General features: G+C 64.7%; 16 protein-coding genes and 1 other RNA gene. 3 read left to right on the plus strand and 14 right to left on the minus strand.

What is annotated here, in order from left to right; all coding sequences use genetic code 11:
• Positions 1–233 precede the first annotated feature (233 nt).
• From lon to J7347_RS05635, 10 genes are all read right to left on the minus strand, one after another.
• Positions 234–2,627, minus strand: a complete 2,394-nt coding sequence (lon, locus tag J7347_RS05590; protein ID WP_209161134.1) for an endopeptidase La — start codon at positions 2,625–2,627, stop codon at positions 234–236.
• 98 nt (positions 2,628–2,725) lie between these two features.
• Positions 2,726–3,049 (minus strand): hypothetical protein, encoded by a 324-nt coding sequence (locus J7347_RS05595; RefSeq protein ID WP_209161135.1) that lies wholly within the window; start codon positions 3,047–3,049, stop codon positions 2,726–2,728.
• A gap of 79 nt (positions 3,050–3,128) precedes the next feature.
• On the minus strand, positions 3,129–3,923 hold the full coding sequence (locus J7347_RS05600; protein WP_209161136.1) for a class II aldolase/adducin family protein: 795 nt from the start codon (positions 3,921–3,923) through the stop codon (positions 3,129–3,131).
• Between the two features lie 52 nt (positions 3,924–3,975).
• On the minus strand, positions 3,976–4,614 hold the full coding sequence (locus J7347_RS05605; RefSeq protein WP_209161137.1) for a 2OG-Fe(II) oxygenase: 639 nt from the start codon (positions 4,612–4,614) through the stop codon (positions 3,976–3,978).
• 102 nt (positions 4,615–4,716) lie between these two features.
• On the minus strand, positions 4,717–5,058 hold the full coding sequence (locus tag J7347_RS05610; protein ID WP_067681027.1) for a YbaB/EbfC family nucleoid-associated protein: 342 nt from the start codon (positions 5,056–5,058) through the stop codon (positions 4,717–4,719).
• Positions 5,055–6,920: a DNA polymerase III subunit gamma/tau gene (locus J7347_RS05615; RefSeq protein WP_209161138.1), complete on the minus strand. Its 1,866-nt coding sequence runs from the start codon at positions 6,918–6,920 to the stop codon at positions 5,055–5,057. Before J7347_RS05615 ends, J7347_RS05610 begins: the two co-directional genes overlap by 4 nt.
• A 47-nt stretch (positions 6,921–6,967) precedes the next feature.
• Positions 6,968–7,062, minus strand: an RNA gene (gene ffs / locus J7347_RS05620) — signal recognition particle sRNA small type.
• Between the two features lie 71 nt (positions 7,063–7,133).
• On the minus strand, positions 7,134–7,412 hold the full coding sequence (locus J7347_RS05625; protein WP_067681021.1) for an ETC complex I subunit: 279 nt from the start codon (positions 7,410–7,412) through the stop codon (positions 7,134–7,136).
• Between the two features lie 127 nt (positions 7,413–7,539).
• Complete coding sequence (hrpB, locus tag J7347_RS05630) at positions 7,540–9,990, minus strand: ATP-dependent helicase HrpB (RefSeq protein WP_209161139.1); 2,451 nt, start codon at positions 9,988–9,990, stop codon at positions 7,540–7,542.
• Between the two features lie 22 nt (positions 9,991–10,012).
• Positions 10,013–11,029, minus strand: a complete 1,017-nt coding sequence (locus J7347_RS05635; RefSeq protein ID WP_209161140.1) for a polyprenyl synthetase family protein — start codon at positions 11,027–11,029, stop codon at positions 10,013–10,015.
• A gap of 65 nt (positions 11,030–11,094) precedes the next feature.
• On the opposite strand from J7347_RS05635, the gene J7347_RS05640 reads away from it, so the two are divergent.
• Both J7347_RS05640 and J7347_RS05645 read left to right on the plus strand, forming a co-directional pair.
• Positions 11,095–11,439, plus strand: a complete 345-nt coding sequence (locus tag J7347_RS05640; protein WP_082851361.1) for a chorismate mutase — start codon at positions 11,095–11,097, stop codon at positions 11,437–11,439.
• A gap of 149 nt (positions 11,440–11,588) precedes the next feature.
• Positions 11,589–11,798: a hypothetical protein gene (locus J7347_RS05645; protein WP_067681012.1), complete on the plus strand. Its 210-nt coding sequence runs from the start codon at positions 11,589–11,591 to the stop codon at positions 11,796–11,798.
• A 120-nt stretch (positions 11,799–11,918) separates the two neighbouring features.
• Here the strand turns inward: J7347_RS05645 and J7347_RS05650 are convergent, their stop codons facing one another.
• From J7347_RS05650 to J7347_RS05665, 4 genes are all read right to left on the minus strand, one after another.
• Positions 11,919–13,244 carry an ATP-binding protein gene (locus tag J7347_RS05650; RefSeq protein ID WP_233999303.1) on the minus strand — a complete coding sequence of 442 codons (1,326 nt, stop codon included), beginning with the start codon at positions 13,242–13,244 and terminating at the stop codon, positions 11,919–11,921.
• A gap of 115 nt (positions 13,245–13,359) precedes the next feature.
• A complete protein-coding gene (locus J7347_RS05655) occupies positions 13,360–14,037 on the minus strand; it encodes a response regulator transcription factor (protein WP_067681134.1) in 678 nt (225 codons plus the stop codon).
• 123 nt (positions 14,038–14,160) lie between these two features.
• Positions 14,161–14,460, minus strand: coding sequence for a PepSY domain-containing protein (locus J7347_RS05660; protein WP_067681009.1), 300 nt, complete (start codon positions 14,458–14,460; stop codon positions 14,161–14,163).
• Between the two features lie 66 nt (positions 14,461–14,526).
• Complete coding sequence (locus J7347_RS05665; RefSeq protein ID WP_209161141.1) at positions 14,527–15,252, minus strand: SIMPL domain-containing protein; 726 nt, start codon at positions 15,250–15,252, stop codon at positions 14,527–14,529.
• Between the two features lie 170 nt (positions 15,253–15,422).
• Here J7347_RS05665 and J7347_RS05670 point away from each other — a divergent pair.
• The coding region (locus J7347_RS05670; RefSeq protein WP_209161142.1) for an ABC-F family ATP-binding cassette domain-containing protein at positions 15,423–16,997 on the plus strand (1,575 nt) is incomplete at its 3' end.

The raw sequence follows: 16,997 nt of genomic DNA on the forward strand, positions 1-16,997 counted from the left end.
TGGATCCCCCAAGATTGAGATTTCGCCTTCATGACGAACTGATCGGTTTGACGTTGAACCGGTGAATCACCGGCTCGAGCGCGCGAAGAGTGAGCGCATCCGGCGGGGCCTGTCAAAGGTAAATCGGCGTCAAAGCCCTGCAAATCGGTCGAAACGACGCCGAATATGGTTAACCCGGCGCACCAGGGATGCGCCGGGTCGAGAATTGCAGAATTTACAAACTTATCAGGACGTCAGTGCGCCGTGGGAGGAGAGGCAGCGCCTCCCGCCGTGATCGGCTGGCTGGCCAGATCGTCCGCCTCGGTCCATTCGATCGCGTCCAACGGAGCTACGAGCGCCCGCTCAAGCACCTGATCGACATGGCTGACCGGAATGATCTCCAGCCCTTCCTTCACATTGGCGGGAATCTCCGCGAGGTCCTTCACGTTCTCTTCCGGGATGAGCACCGTCTTGATGCCCCCCCGAAGGGCGGCGAGCAGTTTCTCCTTCAGCCCACCGATCGCCAGCACCCGGCCGCGTAGAGTGACCTCGCCCGTCATCGCGACGTCGGGCCGCACGGCCACGCCGCTGAGCGTCGACACGATCGACGTCACCATTCCGATCCCCGCACTTGGCCCGTCCTTGGGAACGGCACCTTCGGGCAGGTGGATATGGATATTCTTGCGCTGGAACAGGCTCGGCTTGATGCCATAGGCGGGCGCGCGGGCCTTCACGAAGCTGAAGGCGGCGGCGACGCTTTCGTTCATCACTTCGCCCAATTTGCCCGTCGTCTTCGCCTCGCCCTTGCCCGGCGTGGTGACGCTCTCGATCGTGAGCAATTCGCCGCCCACTTCGGTCCAGGCAAGGCCCGTAACCGCACCGATCTGCGCCTCTTCCTCGCCCATGCCGTGCTTGTGGCGGCGGACACCGGCGAAATCGGCCAGGTTTTCGGGCGTGATTGTTACGCTTGTCGTCTTGCCTTCGAGAATGCGGCGCAGGCTCTTGCGGGCCAGCTTGGCGATCTCGCGCTCCAGCGTGCGGACCCCGGCCTCGCGCGTGTAATAGCGGATCAGATCGCGCAGAGCCTCTTCGGTCAGCTCGAATTCGCCATCCTTGAGGCCATGCTGCTTGACCTGCTTGTCGAGCAGGTGACGCTGCGCGATCTCGACCTTCTCGTCTTCCGTGTACCCTTCCAGCCGGATGATCTCCATCCGATCCAGCAGCGGCTGCGGCAGGTTGAGCGAGTTGGCCGTGCAGACGAACATCACGTCGCTGAGGTCGATATCGAGTTCGAGGTAATGGTCCTGGAACTTCGAATTCTGTTCGGGGTCGAGCACTTCGAGCAGCGCCGACGCCGGATCGCCGCGGAAGTCCTGGCCGAGCTTGTCGATCTCGTCGAGCAGGAAGAGCGGATTGCTCTTGCCCGCCTTTTTGAGATTGGTGACGATCTTGCCCGGCAGCGACCCGATATAGGTGCGCCGGTGGCCACGAATCTCGGCCTCGTCGCGCACGCCGCCCAGCGACTGGCGAATGAATTCACGCCCCGTCGCCCGCGCGATCGACTTGCCGAGCGAGGTCTTGCCGACGCCGGGCGGGCCGACGAGGCACAGGATCGGGCCCTTGAGCTTGTTGGTGCGCGCCTGCACTGCGAGATATTCGACGATCCGGTCCTTGACCTTTTCGAGCGCGTAGTGATCCGCGTCGAGCACCCGCTGCGCCTCGCCGATATCCTTCTTGAGCTTCGATTTCTTGCCCCACGGCAGGCCCAGCAACACGTCCAGATAATTGCGGATGACGGTCGCCTCCGCGCTCATGGGCTGCATGCCCTTGAGCTTCTTGAGCTCGCTTTCCGCCTTGGCGCGCGCTTCCTTGCTCAGCTTGGTCTTTGCGATCGTCTCGGTCAGTTCGGCGATCTCGTTGATGCCGTCCTCGTCCCCGTCGCCCAGCTCGTTCTGGATCGCCTTCAACTGTTCGTTGAGGTAATATTCGCGCTGGGTCTTCTCCATCTGCCGCTTCACGCGGCCGCGGATCTTCTTCTCGACCTGGAGAACCGACAGTTCGCCTTCCATGAAGGACATAACCATTTCCAGCCGCTTGAGCGGGTCTTCCTCGCTCAGCAGGCTCTGCTTGTCGGAGACCTTAGCGGCCACGGCGGCGGCGATGGTGTCGGCGAGTTCGCCCGCATCGTCGATATCGCCCAACTCGTCGCCGGCACCCTCGCCCAGCTTCTTGTTGAGCTTCGCATATTCGCCGAACTGCTCGATTACCTGCCGCATGGTGGCAGTGACCTGACTGCCCGATGCCGTGCGTTCCTCGCGCACTTCGACCGATGCGACCACGTAATCGCCTTCGACCTCGAAGGATTCGATCTTCGCGCGGTCCGACCCTTCGACCAGCACGCGCACAGTCCCATCGGGCAGCTTCAGAAGCTGAAGCACCCGCGCGACCACGCCTACATCGTACAGATCCTCACGCGCGGGATCGTCGCAGCCCGGATCGAGCTGGGCGAGCAGGAAGATATCCTTCGATCCTTCCATCGCCGCTTCCAGAGCGGCCACGGACTTGTCACGCCCGACGAAGAGCGGGACGACCATGCCGGGAAAGACGACGATGTCACGAAGGGGGAGAAGCGGGAATGTCTGGTTCATGCCCCGAATATGGGAAGTGTGGCGGAGCGCTGCAACGGGGTCTGCGTGGGAAGCTGTGGGGAAGCGGGTGGGGCGTGATTAGCGTCGCCCCCGCGCGGTCACAAAGCAATGCCTGCAAGGGTGCTGAAGATTGCTGCGAAGAAAAACGAATAGATTGCAACCCATAACCCAAAAGTTCGGCGTGTCGAGCCGACGCGCCCCCCTCGTCTGAATCTAACACCAAAGAGAAATAGGAAGACGAAAAGAATGGCCGATACAACATCCGAATTGCCATAGACGCCAAGTAGACGCGCGATCAGCGAGCTAAAAAGCATTGCGAAGGCGACAGGAATGCCAGCCAAGGTAATTCCTGTATAAAGCCTCACGGCTTCCGCATTGTTTTTTCTAAGTTGACGCTGAAAGGGACCTTGGTTGTCGTTCATTGTTAAAAACTCAAACGGCTGCCAAATGCCCGAAATGGGGGTCGGAAGCGGGGACTCCCTCTAAAGAAGGTTGGCCCGCTTACTCCCGAAACCCAGGATCGATCCGGTCGAGCTTCCGCAGCAACGCCGGCCAGGCCAGCCGGTCCGCCACCATGCCCATCCCGGCGGCGGACGACTGAGTCTGGACCTTTTCGGGCGTGCCCTGCGGCGGGGTGTTCAAATTCTCGCGGCCCGCGCTCAGCATCGCGACTTGCGCTTCGCAGGCGCGCTCGATGAAATAGAGGCGCAGGAAGCACTGGCCGACCGTCTTGCCGATCGCGAGCGTGCCGTGATTGCGCAGGATCATGGCGTGCTTGTCGCCCATGTCCTCGACCAGCCGCTCGCGCTCCTCGAGGTCGGTCGCGATGCCTTCATAGTCGTGATAGGCGATGTCGTGCCGCGCGATCATGCCGGTCTGGGTGTGCTCCAGCAGGCCGAATTCCATCGCGCTGACCGCCTGGCCGTTCGGCGTGTGAAGATGCATCACCGCCGCTGCATCCTCGCAGTTCATGTGCAGCGCGGAATGGATGGTGAAGCCCGCCGGATTGACCGGGTGGCTGGTTTTCAGAACCGGCTGCCCCTCGACATCGATCTTCACCAGGCTCGACGCCGTGATCTCTTCGAACATCATGTCATAGGGATTGATCAGGAAGTGATGCTCCGGCCCCGGAACGCGCGCCGACAGGTGCGTGAAAATCAGATCGTCCCACCCGTAGTGCGCCACCAGGCGATAGGCTGCGGCGAGATCGACGCGGACCGCCCACTCTTCGTCGGAAACCTGCGCGCGGACATCGCTGTCGTTACCGCTCGCATTGTCATTCATCACCGTTGCCATCTGATCTCTCTCCTCTGGAGGCGCTTGTATCACGAACGCGGCGGCGGTTCCATCAGACCGAGTGGCCGTCGTGCCTTGCCTTGTCGAACGTGTAGAAACAACTGAAGGTAAACCGCTCGCCCGCCGTGATTTTCTCCACGCCGTGGAGGTAGCTCGCGGTCGAGGGGAAATAGGCGAGCAGGCCCGGCTTCAGATCCGGGCGCAGGCCGAGTTTCGGGAAATGGATCGCCCCGCCCTCATATTCGTCGTTCAGGTAGATGATCGAGGCGAAGGCGCGCCACGGGAACTGGTTGGGGCTGCCATCCGGCTCCTCGCAATCGGCGTGCGCCGCCTGATCGTCGCCGACGCGCCAGCGCACCAGCTGGAGCGTATCGGCATAGATCGGATCGGCGATGCCGTAATCCGCCGCGATATGCCTGGCGGTGCGGCGCCTGATCTTCTCCATCAGCTTCAATATCTTGGGCGGCATGGAGCGCGGATTGATCATCCGGCCATGCCACACGTCGTTTTTCGGGAGATAGGTTTCCCACGGCGCGTCGGGCGAGCGGGCGAAGTGCAGCAATTGCTTGCGCTCCGCCTCGCTCAGGAAATCGTAGGCCAGGCCGACCTTGTTGCCGTCCAGCGTGCGCGCGTGGCGGAATGTCTGCGCCACCGGCATGCGCGACGCCGTGCCGAGACCCGGCATGGCCATGCCACATAAAGGGGATATTGCCCCTGCGCCGGGGCGATTGGAGTTGTTGTTGAAAATCGACATGGCGCTCTCCCGATCGCGTATCGTTTCCGTTTCTGCGGGTTATCCCATGCCGGGCAGGTTGAAGCCCGGCGGCAAGCCCATGCCCGACTGCAATTGCGCCATTTCCTCGCCCGCGCGGCGATCCGCCTTGTCGCGCGCATCGTTGAAGGCGGCGGTGACGAGATCTTCGAGCATCTGCTTCTCGTCGAGATTCATCAGGCTGTCGTCGATCGCCACGCCGAGGATGCGGCCGCGTGCGGTGGCGCGGACCTTGACCATGCCGCCACCGGCATTGCCTTCGACCTCAATCGTATCGAGCTTGGCCTGCGCCTCGCCCATCTGGTTCTGGATCGTCTCGGCTGCCTTCTGGGCGGCGGCCATCATTTCTTCCATCGATTTCATGCTTCACGTCTCCAATCGCGCCGGGGGGACGGCGTCTGGGTTTCTTCCAAGAGTTCGGCATCCGGGAAAGCGGCGAACGCGGCCTTCACCATGGGATGTTCGCGCGCCTCGCGCTGGGCGTCGGCGGCGGCCTGCTGTTCCTGTTCGACCAGCGAGGGTGCACCGCCCTCCGGCGCTTGCTCGATCTGCCAGCGTTCGCCCGTGGCGGCGAGCAGCGCCTCGCGCAATTGCGGGCCGATATCGTCCTTGTAGCGCGCATCGCGGCTGTATCGCAGCAGCCCACTCTCGATCGCGATCGGGCGGATCTGCAATTTCATCGTGCTGGCGGCGAGGTGCTGGCCCGCATCCTCGACCTTGGCGACCAGATCGCGCCAGTCGATCGACTTCGCGGCAGGAGCCTCGGCGGTGCCTTCGCTTCCGGTCGTTGTCGGAGCGCTCGGCGCATTGGCCGCGGCATCCGCGATGATCTGGGCCAGCCGCCCCGGATCGGGAAGGTCGTTGGCGTGCAGCGTCCGCAGCAGCGCCATGCGCGCGGACACGAGCGGATCGGGCGCCTGGCGCACCTCTTCATGCCCCTTCAGCAGCAATTGCCACAGGCGATGGAGGCGACCCGCAGGGATCGCTTCGGCCCAGGCGGCGAGCTCGGCGCGCTCCTCGGCGCTCGGCGCGTCGGGCTCGCCGCCTGACACTTGCGACACGGTGATCCGGTGGACGATGTCCATCAGCGCCCGCATCATCGCAAGTGGCTCGACTCCCAGCGCATATTGCTCGTCCACGCCTGCGAGCAGAGGCCGCGCCTCGCCTTCCAGCAAATGGCCCAGCAGGCGGCGCTGCGCCCCTTTGTCGGCGAGGCCGAGCATGGACTGGACTCGCTCGGCGGTGACCGTGCTGTCCGATCCTTCATCGGCGCCCATATCGGCATGAGCGATCGCCTGGTCGAGGATGGAGAGACCGTCGCGGACCGATCCTTCCGCCGCATTGGCGACGATGGCCAAGGCCTCGTCCTCCGCCTCGACGCCTTCCTTGCGGCAGATCTCGGCGAAATGTTCCTTGAGCAGTTCGGCGGGAATACGCCGGAGGTCGAAGCGCTGGGTGCGGCTCAGAACCGTTACGGGCAGCTTGTCGACTTCGGTGGTGGCGAAGAGGAATTTCACATGCGCGGGCGGCTCTTCCAGCGTCTTCAACAGCGCGTTGAAGGCGTTGCGGCTCAGCATGTGAACTTCGTCGATGATATAGATCTTGTAGCGTGCCGAGACCGCAGAATAGCGCACCGCCTCGATGATCTCGCGCACGTCGTCGACGCCGGTATGCGATGCGGCATCCATCTCGATCACGTCGATATGGCGGCCTTCCGCGATGGCAGTGCAGGGTTCGCACACGCCGCACGGATCGATGGTCGGCCCACCCTTCCCGTCCGGCCCGACGCAATTCAGGGCCTTGGCGATGAGGCGCGCCGTGGAGGTCTTCCCCACCCCGCGAACGCCGGTCATCAGGAAGGCATGGGCCAGCCGGTCGCGCGCGATCGCATTGGCGAGCGTGCGGACCATCGGTTCCTGCCCGATCAGTTCGGAAAAGGTCTGGGGCCGGTATTTGCGCGCGAGCACGCGATAGGGCTGCGCCGGATCGGGTGCGGTCGGTTCGACCAAGGGTTCCGAGGGAACCGTGAGGGCGACGTCCGGCGTTTCTTTCGCAGGCGGCACTTCGGTTGCTGGCGGCGCGGCGGGTTCCGCTTCGGCAGCGCCGAACATCGATCCCTGGCCCGCATCCTCCAATTCGGCGGCGCTGGGCGCGTTGTCGTCCGGAGCGTCGCCCGCTCCGGTCTCCCAAGGGAGGCCGTCTGAATTGTCCGGTGAATCACCCATGCCCGTTAGGTAGGGGCACCGGCCGCGCTTGTCATGCCATGGTGATCGAAAAAGGAGCCGAGCGACCCGCTGCCATCTACCTGGGCTGCTTCCTTCCGGACCTGACCCGGTGAGCAGACGCGAACGTCCACCCGACTCCCGGGCGGCCATATGGCGGTGGCGGCGTGGGTTTGCAAGCGTCGCGCAGCCTCGACCGCGCCGCGCGTGAAGCCTCTAGCGAAAATTATCCGCGTAAGCCTGCAATTTCAGGGATTTGGGCGGCGTCGCATGGACACGCGCGGGGATACCGTATTTCTCGGCATAGGCTTTCGCCTCGTCCTTGGAGGGGAATTTCAGCTGCACCTGCACCTGCGTATCGCCGCTGCCCGTCCACCCCATCAGCGGATCGGCGCGGCGCGCTTCGGATTGTTCGAATTCGAGCACCCACTCATCGACGCGCGCCTTGCCGGACTGCATCGCACTCTTGGGTCGCTGATAGATACGGGCGGTCATGGTCGCGAGTCCTTGTTTTGTCCCTCAAACGCCGGGCGCGAGCCGTCCGGCTCGCTTGGCTTCCTCGCATAAGCTCGGGCGCGCGGTCGCGCTTGCGGGCCGTCTTTGCGACCCGACGTGCTGAAAATCAAGTATTCCCACGTGAAAAGGCGTTCTTCGTCTTGAGGCTTGGCGCCTCGGCCCATGGCTCGTCCGGCCAGCGGTGCTTGGGATAGCGGCCCTTCATGTCCTTGCGCACGTCCAGCCAGCTTCCCCGCCAGAAACCCGGCAGATCGCGGGTCGCTTGGATCGGGCGGCCCGCCGGGCTCGTCAGCTTGAGCAGGAGCGGCGTGTCGCCCACCATCGGATGCCGCTCCAGCCCGAACAGCGCCTGCACGCGCACTTCCACGCTGGGCGCGTCGTCCCCGGTATAGTCGATCGCGTGGTGCGTGCCCGCAGGCGACACGAATTCCCGCGGGGCCAGCCGGTCGAGCCTCTGGCGGCTGTCCCAATCAAGCAGGCCGAGCACTGCGTCGGTAAGACGCCCCTTCGCCAGCCCGAGATCGCGGCGCCCTTGCAAGAGCGGGGTCAGCCATAGCTCGGCATTGTCCGCAAGCGCGTCGAGAGACAGCGCGGCGATCCCGGCATAGCGCGCCCGCGCCAGCAGGTCGGCAGGCAGCAATACCCCCAGCCTGTCCCGCGCCTTATCCACAAGCTTTTCCACAATCGCTTGCGCGTCCGGAGACGGATCGGGTCCGCTCGACAGCCGGATCGCGCCGAGCCGCCGTTCCAGCCGCGCTTCGATTCTCTGCTCGTCCTCGTTCCAATTGAGGACCGATTTGCGCTCGATCAGAGAGGGGAAATGCGTTTCGATATCGGAGAGAACCAACTGCGCCGCCGAAGTGATCCGCGCGCCCTTTGCCTGCCCCTGCGCATCGGCGACGATCAGCCATTCGGCCCGCGCCAAAGGAGAGGTCGGTTCGAGCATGAAGCCCCGCCCGCCTGCGGAAATCCAGCTTTCGCCCGAAGGATCGCGGGGTTTGGCGATGAAGTCGGGGCGCGCGGCGGCCAGGAACAGCGCGGCACCCATGGCTTCGCCACCGCTCCCCTCGAAAGCCTTGGCATCGTCGGCGATCAGCTTTTCCGCCCGCCGCGCCCAGTTCTGTGCAAGTTTCCGGCTGGCTTCCGCTCTCGCGCTGCGATCGCACCGCCAGCGTGCGAGGCGCGCCGACAGATCTTCGCCGCGCCCGCCCAGGCCTCTCTCCTGCGTCAGCAAGATCAGCTCGGCAGCGTCTCGCGCGCGCCCCGCCCCGGCACCGTAGAGAATCGCCGCGGCCCCTTCGGGGTCGAGCGGCATGGAAGCCAGTCGCCCACCGAACGCGGTGATCCGCCCGGAGGAATCGAGCGCGCCGAGTTTTTCCAACCGTTGCTGCGCTGAAGCGAGCGAAGCTTCGGGCGGCGGATCGAGCCAGCGCAGGTCCAGCGGATCGCTACCCCATTGCGCAACCTTCAGGACCAGCGGCGCAAGGTCGGCCGTGACGATTTCGGGAGGGTCGAATTCGGGCCGCCCCTTGTGCCCGCCCTGCTCCCACAGTCTGTAGGCCGTGCCGGGGGCCTGTCGCGCCGCACGCCCGGCGCGCTGCGCGGCGGCGGCCTGGCTGGCCCGCATCGTCACGAGATGCGTGGTCCCCGCCGCGCGATCGAATTCGGCCCGACGTGACAAGCCGCTATCGACCACGACCGAGACGCCATCCAAAGTGAGCGAGGTTTCGGCGATCGCCGTGGCGAGGACGATCCGCCGCCGCCCTTCGGGATCGCGCCGTATGGCCGCGCGCTGGCCCGCCGGATCGACCTGTCCGTGCAGCGGCAGTACCAGCGCGTCCGGCAGGCGCGCTTCGATCCGCTCGCGCACGCGCTCGATCTCGCCCACGCCCGGCAGGAAGGCGAGAATGTCGCCCTCCTGGTCGCGCCATGCGGTCGCGATTCCATCGGCGACCGCATCCTCGCTTCGCTGGTGGGGCGAGCTGCCCAGCCATTCGATCGCCAGCGGGAAGGCACGCCCCTCGCTTTCGATAACCGGTGCCGCATCGCCGAGCAGCCGCGCGAATCGCGCGCCGTCGATAGTCGCCGACATGACGAGGACGCGCAGATCCTCGCGCAGGAAAGCGCGGCTCTCCAGTGCCATGGCGAGGCCGAGATCGCTGTCGAGATGGCGCTCATGCGCTTCGTCGAACAGCACTGCCGACACGCCGGGCAATTCCGGATCGTCGAGGATGCGATTGACGAAGATCGCTTCGGTCACGACGAGAATGCGGGTCTTGGACGATTGGCGACTGTCGAGCCGGGTGAGGTAGCCGACGGTTTCGCCCGTCTTTTCGCCCAGTTGGGCCGCCATCCGTTCCGCCGCCGCGCGCGCCGCGACCCGGCGCGGGCTGGTGAGGATGATTTGGCCGCTGCACCAGTCCTCCCCGATCAGTGCAGGTGCCACCGCCGTCGTCTTGCCCGCCCCGGGCGGCGCGACCAGCACCGCGCCGGTCTGCGCGCGCAGGGCCGCCAGACAATCGGGAAGGACGGCGTGGATGGGAAGGTCGGAAGGCATCGGCCTGCCCTATGCAGCTGAATCAGTAGCCCCGCGCCACTGCGAAACGCGCCGCTTCCACCATCGCCTGGCGGGCCTTGCCATCGGGGAAGATCGCCAGTGCATCGATCGCGCGCTGGGCGAAATGGCGGGCTCTCTCGCGCGTATCCGCCAGCGCGTCGTGCCGGGCGATCAGAGTGCAGGCATGATCCAGATCGGCGTCGCTGGTGCGGTGGCCGATGATCGCATCCTTCCAAAAGGCGCGCTCGTCCTCGCTTCCGCGCGCATAGGCTAGGATGACCGGAAGCGTCATCTTGCCCTCGCGGAAATCGTCCCCCCGATCCTTGCCCATGGCGGCGGCATCCGAATCGTAATCGATCGCATCGTCGACGAGCTGGAAGGCGACGCCCAGATTGCGCCCGTATTCGTCGAGCGCATCTTCCTTCTCGTCGTCGCATTCGGCGACCACCGCCGCGATCCGGGCGGCGGCGGCGAACAGAGCCGCCGTCTTGGCTCGGATGATGCCGAGATAGCGCTGCTCGCTGGTGTCGATCCGGCGCTGCGCGGTCAGCTGATCGACCTCACCCTCCGCGATGATGGCGCTGGCGCCGGAGAGGATTTTGAGGACGCGCAGGCTGCCGTCCTCCGTCATCAGTTCGAAACTGCGGCTGAACAGGAAATCGCCCACCAGCACGGTGGCCGGGTTGCCGAAGATAATGTTCGCGGCGGTCTTGCCCCGGCGCATCTCGCTGCCGTCGACGACATCGTCGTGAAGCAGCGTGGCGGTGTGAATGAATTCGACCGCGGCGGCGAGCTTGTGGTGGCGCGCGCCCTGATAGCCGACGAGCTCTGCGCCTGCGAGCGTGAGCATCGGGCGCAGACGCTTGCCCCCACCCGAAATCAAATGCCCGGCCAGCGCCGGTATCAGCGGTATCTCGCTCTGCATGCGCGAAAGGATCACGGAATTGACCGCGTTCATGCCCTGCGCGGTCAAAGCCAGCATGGGGTCGAGCGAGGGGTTGGATCCGCGATCGTGAAGGGGAATGATTTCGGCGCTCATCTGCCATCGGCAATGGGGAGGCTGGCCGCGCTTGGCAAGGGCGCAATTGCTGCTAGCTTGGCACGATGTCCCGGCAAACACCCTCCGCCCAGCCCGCTTCGGCCCAGCCATCGAACCAATACTCTACTGGGGATGCGACCCTTGCCGGGTATCGCAAGAGCATCGACAATATCGATGCGGCCCTCATCCACATGCTGGCCGAACGGTTCCGCATCACTCAGGCGGTGGGGGCCTACAAGGCGAAGGCGGCGCTTCCGCCCGCCGATCCGGGCCGCGAACATGCGCAGATCGCCCGGCTGCGGGCTCTGGCGCAGGATGCCGAGCTCGACCCCGAATTCAGCGAAAAATTCCTGCGCTTCATCATCGATGAGGTGATCCGGCATCACGAACAGGCGCGCGAGACCCGCTGAGCCCCACCGGCGAGCGACCGAATGTGACCAAAATGCAGCACCAGCGCGGCCACGGTGAAAAAGTCCCTTCGCGTTGCCCTTGGCGGGTTGAATCCCCTCGTCGGTCTCAATAGGAACCATCCTCGCATTTTCGCTCAAGGGGAATTACCATGAAATTTGGCAAGACAGCTCTGGTCGCTTCGGCTGCCAGCCTCGCCGTTGCTCCGATCGCCGCTCAGGCAGCCGATCGCGCCGCCGCTCCGGTTGACGGGGAATCCGAACTGGCCGGCAATGCCGGTGGCATTCTGGCGATCTTCGGCGTTCTCGCCATCGCCACCTTCATCTTCGCTTCGGGCGATGACGAGCCCGTCAGCCCGTAACGGTTACTGAACTGGACACATTTACGAGCGGGGTCGGGTTTCCGGCCCCGTTTTCGTTTGGGCGAGCCCTATTTCGCAAAAGCCAATTCCGATCTGCCCTGCCGCGGTCTGATTAGCGGGTCAGTCGAAACCGTCTCCGGCCCTCGGCAGCTCCAGCCGGACCAGCAGGCCGCCCAGATCCTCGCTCTCGGCCAGCGACACCGAACCGCCGTAGATTTCCGCCACGTCGCGCACGATCGCCAGGCCCAGGCCCGTGCCCGGCTTGCCGGTATCCAGCCGGGCACCGCGATCGAAGATGCGCGGCCATTCCTCTTCGGGAATGCCCATTCCGTCATCCTCGATCCAGATCACACAGCGCGAAGATGAAGGTTCGGCATCGACAGTGACGAACACGCTGCCTCCGCCATACTTGGCCGCGTTCTCGATCAGATTGCCGAGGATCTCGTCGAGATCCTGCCGTTCCATCGCGGCCACCGCGTTCTGATTGCCGTCGAGATCGAACCGCGTTCGCTCGTAGATTCGCGTTACCGCCCGCAACACGCTTTCGACGCTGGGCCAGATTTCCGCCCGCGAGTGGCCGCTGGCGCGCCGTCCCACGGCGCGGGCGCGGGCCAGATGGTGTTCGACATGGCGCTGCATCGTCTTGGTTTCGCGGCAGACCAGATCGGACAGCTTGGGATCGTGCGCGGTGGCGGCGTTCGTCAGCACGGTGAGCGGCGTTTTGAGAGCATGGGCGAGATTGCCCGCATGCGTCCGCGCTTCTTCCGCCTGCCGTTCCGAATGAGCGAGTAGCGCGTTGACCTCCTCGACCAGTGGCTGGACCTCCAGCGGAAGCGGCTCGTCGATCCGATTGGCGCCTGCGCTTCGCATGTCCTGTATCGCGGCCCGAACGCGCCGCAGCGGGCTGAGCCCGATCCAGTTCTGCAAGACCGCGAGCGCGAACAGGCCCAGGCCCAACAAGGCGAAACTCCAGGCGAGAATGGCCCGGATGCGCGCTATCTGATCGTCCAGTTGCTGCCTTGCGGAGGCAACCGCAAAGGTCCAGCGCGCCTCGCTGTCCGGCAGGATCACGGTGCGCTGCGCGATGCGCAGGGGCTCGTCGGCGAATTGCTGGCTGTCGTAGAAACGTGGCTCGAAATCGTCGGCTTCCTGCCGCACGGTGAGCGTGTTGTCCCACAGCGAACGCGACGGATACCCTTCCTTACCGGGCGCGCTGATCTGGTAATAGAGGCCGCTATTGGGTTCGAGAAAGCGCGGTTCGCCCAGCACGCGGTTGAAATAGACCTCGCCATCCAGGTCGATTTCCGCCGTCACGATCATGGCGTTAAGGAGATATTCGAGCTGATCGTCGAAATTGCGCTCGACCAGATTGGTGAGCGTGCGGTCGAGTGCGAAGCCTCCGGCCAGCAGCAGGACAAGAATCCAGCCCGCCGCGATCGCCATCATCCGGCGCGCCAGACTGCTCTCGGCCCGGGGCGCCGTGTTGCGCGCAGCAGCCGAAACCACCGGTTCCGCCGAGCCCCCGCCGACCGGAACGGACGGCGTTACGAGCGCTGCGGAATCAGGCGCGCGGCTGGTCGGCGGGATCGTCGAGCGAGTAGCCAAGGCCGCGGATCGTGGTGATGACATCCGCGCCAAGCTTCTTGCGGATGCGGGTTACGAAAACTTCGATCGTGTTGGAATCGCGGTCGAAATCCTGATCGTAGATATGTTCGATCAGTTCGGTGCGGCTGACCACCTTGCCCTTGTGGTGCATCAGATAGCTCAGCAGCTTGTATTCCTGAGCGGTCAGCTTGACCGGCTCGCCCTTCAGCGTGACCCGGCCCGAGCGCGTGTCGAGACGCACGTCGCCCGCCGTCAGTTCGGCGCTGGTATTGCCCGAAGCGCGGCGGATCAGTGCCCGCAGGCGCGCGATCAGCTCTTCGGTCTGGAAGGGTTTGGCGAGATAGTCGTCCGCGCCCGCGTCGAGCCCAGCGACCTTGTCGCTCCAGCTGTCGCGCGCGGTCAGGACCAGGACCGGGAAGCCCCGCCCTTCCTTGCGCCACATGCCGAGCACGGTGAGCCCGTCGATTTCCGGCAGGCCGAGATCGAGGATCACAGCGTCGTAATCCTCGGTGCTGCCGAGGAAATGGCCGTCCTCGCCATCGGTGGACAGGTCCACGGCATAGCCGTTCTGTTCCAGCGTCGATTTGAGCTGTTGGCCGAGCGTGGGCTCGTCCTCGACGATCAGAATCCTCATTATATCTTGGTCCCCGGTTGCGCGGTTGCGGCCCATCGGCCGCCTGTCGCCGTGATGTCGTTCACGTACATGAACACGTCAAGCAGCCGACAGTTTCGCGGTCAGAGTAGGAAAGCGGGATTTTCAGTCGCTGCGCCCGAGCACGCGGCCCGTCCGGGCATCCACATCCACGAACAGGACGCGCCCGTCGCGGATGAATTTCAACCGATAGGCCATCGCGGTCGAATCGTAGGCCGGGCCGAGATATTCCGCCCCGCGCATGGTCGGCACGATCCGAGCCTCGATCTCGCGCAGGGACACGAGATTGCCCGCGCGCATCTCCTTGCGCGCTTCGCCCTGTTCGCCCCGCGCCTGCGCAAGCACAGGCGCGGCCATGGGCATCGAAAGCGCAAGAGCGAGACAGGGGATCAGCAAGCTTTTCATGATGCCTTTCTGACTAGTGCGACAGCATTGAACAAGGTGTGAATGCGCTGCGCCCCACCTGCCCGATCAACGCGTCAGTTCGTATTTGACCGTCATCGTGACCTGCGTGCCGACCTGACCGGGGCGTGTCGGCGTCGAAATCCGGCTTCCGGTTACTTTGATCGCTTGCGGAGCAGCATCGTACATCGGCTGTTGAAAACCCATCTGTTCTTCGACGGCAAGCAGGCGGACGCCCGAATACCCGGCCATGCGGGCATAATCCTGCGCCTGCGATTGCGCCGCCGCGAAGGCGGCCTTGCGCGCCTCTGCCTTTTGCGGTGCGTCGTTCACGATTTCCCAGTTCGGGCCGCTGAGATTGGTGGCGCCGGCAGCGACAAATGCATCGAGCACCGGCCCGATCCGGTCGAGATCCCGCAGATCGACCGTCACGCGATTGGTCGCATCGTAACCGATGAATTCAGGCGGCATGTTCTGGCGGTGATTATATTGCGGGTTCAGCGTGATGCCGGCGGTCTGCACGCGGTCCTCGGGAATTCCCAGCGCATCCATCCGCTTCAGCACACGGTCCATTTCGACGGCGTTCTGCTGCATCGCCGCAACGGCGGTCTGCGCGCGCGTGGTTACTCCGGCACTGATCGTCGCCTTGTCGGGATCGCCCAGAACCTGCTGCGATACCTGCAATTCGATCACGGGTCCGGTCGCGGCGATCGAGACTTCGGCGGCATTCGCCGGGAATGCGACCACGGCGGGCGCCAGAGCGGCGGCGGCGAGCGAAAGGGCGAAACGTTGCATGATCGATACTCCGGTCGGTGTGTTGGTGTGGCGAATGCCTATGACGCGCTTACGCCCCGCTGAACCGATGGGTTCCGCGATCGGGGCGTGACAGGCTGCGAATTTGCAAGCCTTGCGAGGGCCACACCGGCCTTGCCGATCACCGCGCCCGCGCCTACCTGCCGCGCTCCATGGCACAACCTCCGATCCTCAGCTGGGAAGGTCTCGGCCTGCAACAGGGCGGCCGCTGGCTGTTCGGCGGGCTCGACCAGGACCCGATCGACCTTCATATCGGCGCGCGCGACCGGCTTGCGCTGATCGGCCGCAACGGCGCGGGCAAGACCACTCTGTTCCGGCTGATCGACGACCGGATCGAAGCCGATCGGGGCCTGCGCAAGGTCAAGCCCGGCACGCGCATCGTCGTGTTGGAGCAGGAGCCCGATCTTTCGGGCCATGCCACGCTGATGGAATGGGCGCTGGTGGGCGACAATCCCCCGCAGGAGCACGAGGTCGAAGCGATCGCGGGCCAGCTCGGCATCGACATGGCGACCCCGACCAAGGGCGCAAGCGGCGGCGAAAGGCGCCGCGCCGCCATCGCCCGTGCGTTGGCGCAGGATCCCGATCTGCTGTTGATGGACGAGCCGACCAATCACCTCGATCTCGCCGCGATCGACTGGCTGGAAGGCTGGCTCGATCGCTATAAGGGCGCCTTCGTCGTTATCAGCCACGACCGGACCTTCCTGAAACGCCTGACCCGCGCGACGCTCTGGCTCGACCGGGGCACCATGCGGCGCAAGGAGGTCGGGTTCGGCGGGTACGAGGCTTGGGAAGAACAGGTCTATGCCGAAGAAGCGCGCGCGGCGGAAAAACTGGACGCCAAGCTGAAGCTGGAAGCGCACTGGCTGGAACGCGGCGTCACCGCGCGGCGCAAGCGCAATCAGGGGCGGCTGGAAAAACTGCACCAGATGCGGGCCCAGCGCGCCTCGATGATCTCCGCCGGCGGCACCGCCAAGCTGAAGCTTGCGACGGAAGAGGATTTCAAGAGCAAGTCCGTGATCGCCGCGGATTCGATATCCAAGACCTATGGCGATCGCACCGTCATCAAGCCGTTCAGCCTTCGCATCCAGCGCGGCGATCGGATCGGGATCGTCGGCTCCAACGGCGCTGGCAAGACCACGCTCTTGAAGATGCTGACGGGGGAACTCGCCCCCGATACCGGCAGCGTCGATATCTCGAACAAGCTGACCGGCGTGATGATCGACCAGCAGCGCGCCCTGCTTTCACCCGACAAATCCGTGCGCGAAGTGCTGGCCGAAGGCGGCGACTGGATCGACGTGCAGGGCCATCGCAAGCACGTGCAGGCGCATCTCAAGGACTTCCTGTTCGATCCCAAGATCGTCGACACCAAGGTCGGCATCCTGTCGGGCGGAGAGCGCAGCCGCCTGCTGCTCGCGCGCGAATTCGCGAAGGCGTCCAACCTTCTCGTGCTGGACGAGCCGACCAACGATCTCGACCTCGAAACGCTCGACCTGTTGCAGGAAGTGATCGCCGATTACGAAGGCACGGTCCTGCTCGTCAGCCACGATCGCGACTTCCTCGACCGGACGGTGACGCTGACGCTGGGCCTTGACGGCAGCGGCAAGGTCGACGTCGTGGCAGGCGGTTACGAGGACTGGGAGAGAAAGCGCAGCGAGACCGTCGCAGTGGCGCGCGAGGCCGCGTCGAAGGAGACCGGCAGCGCGCCACTGCGACGGTCTCGCTGCGCT

It is taken from the genome of Erythrobacter sp. A6_0, assembly GCF_017744235.1.
GTDB lineage: Bacteria > Pseudomonadota > Alphaproteobacteria > Sphingomonadales > Sphingomonadaceae > Qipengyuania.

Coding starts and splice junctions, on each gene's coding strand:
- J7347_RS05625 (WP_067681021.1), bottom strand. CDS start 7,412: ATGACCGCCCGTATCTATCAGCGACCCAAGAGTGCGATGCAGTCCGGC.
- J7347_RS05640 (WP_082851361.1), top strand. CDS start 11,095: ATGTCCCGGCAAACACCCTCCGCCCAGCCCGCTTCGGCCCAGCCATCG.
- J7347_RS05635 (WP_209161140.1), bottom strand. CDS start 11,029: ATGAGCGCCGAAATCATTCCCCTTCACGATCGCGGATCCAACCCCTCG.
- J7347_RS05595 (WP_209161135.1), bottom strand. CDS start 3,049: ATGAACGACAACCAAGGTCCCTTTCAGCGTCAACTTAGAAAAAACAAT.
- J7347_RS05660 (WP_067681009.1), bottom strand. CDS start 14,460: ATGAAAAGCTTGCTGATCCCCTGTCTCGCTCTTGCGCTTTCGATGCCC.
- J7347_RS05655 (WP_067681134.1), bottom strand. CDS start 14,037: ATGAGGATTCTGATCGTCGAGGACGAGCCCACGCTCGGCCAACAGCTC.
- J7347_RS05610 (WP_067681027.1), bottom strand. CDS start 5,058: ATGAAATCGATGGAAGAAATGATGGCCGCCGCCCAGAAGGCAGCCGAG.
- lon (WP_209161134.1), bottom strand. CDS start 2,627: ATGAACCAGACATTCCCGCTTCTCCCCCTTCGTGACATCGTCGTCTTT.
- J7347_RS05615 (WP_209161138.1), bottom strand. CDS start 6,920: ATGGGTGATTCACCGGACAATTCAGACGGCCTCCCTTGGGAGACCGGA.
- J7347_RS05650 (WP_233999303.1), bottom strand. CDS start 13,244: ATGATGGCGATCGCGGCGGGCTGGATTCTTGTCCTGCTGCTGGCCGGA.
- J7347_RS05605 (WP_209161137.1), bottom strand. CDS start 4,614: ATGGCCATGCCGGGTCTCGGCACGGCGTCGCGCATGCCGGTGGCGCAG.
- hrpB (WP_209161139.1), bottom strand. CDS start 9,990: ATGCCTTCCGACCTTCCCATCCACGCCGTCCTTCCCGATTGTCTGGCG.
- J7347_RS05645 (WP_067681012.1), top strand. CDS start 11,589: ATGAAATTTGGCAAGACAGCTCTGGTCGCTTCGGCTGCCAGCCTCGCC.
- J7347_RS05665 (WP_209161141.1), bottom strand. CDS start 15,252: ATGCAACGTTTCGCCCTTTCGCTCGCCGCCGCCGCTCTGGCGCCCGCC.
- J7347_RS05600 (WP_209161136.1), bottom strand. CDS start 3,923: ATGGCAACGGTGATGAATGACAATGCGAGCGGTAACGACAGCGATGTC.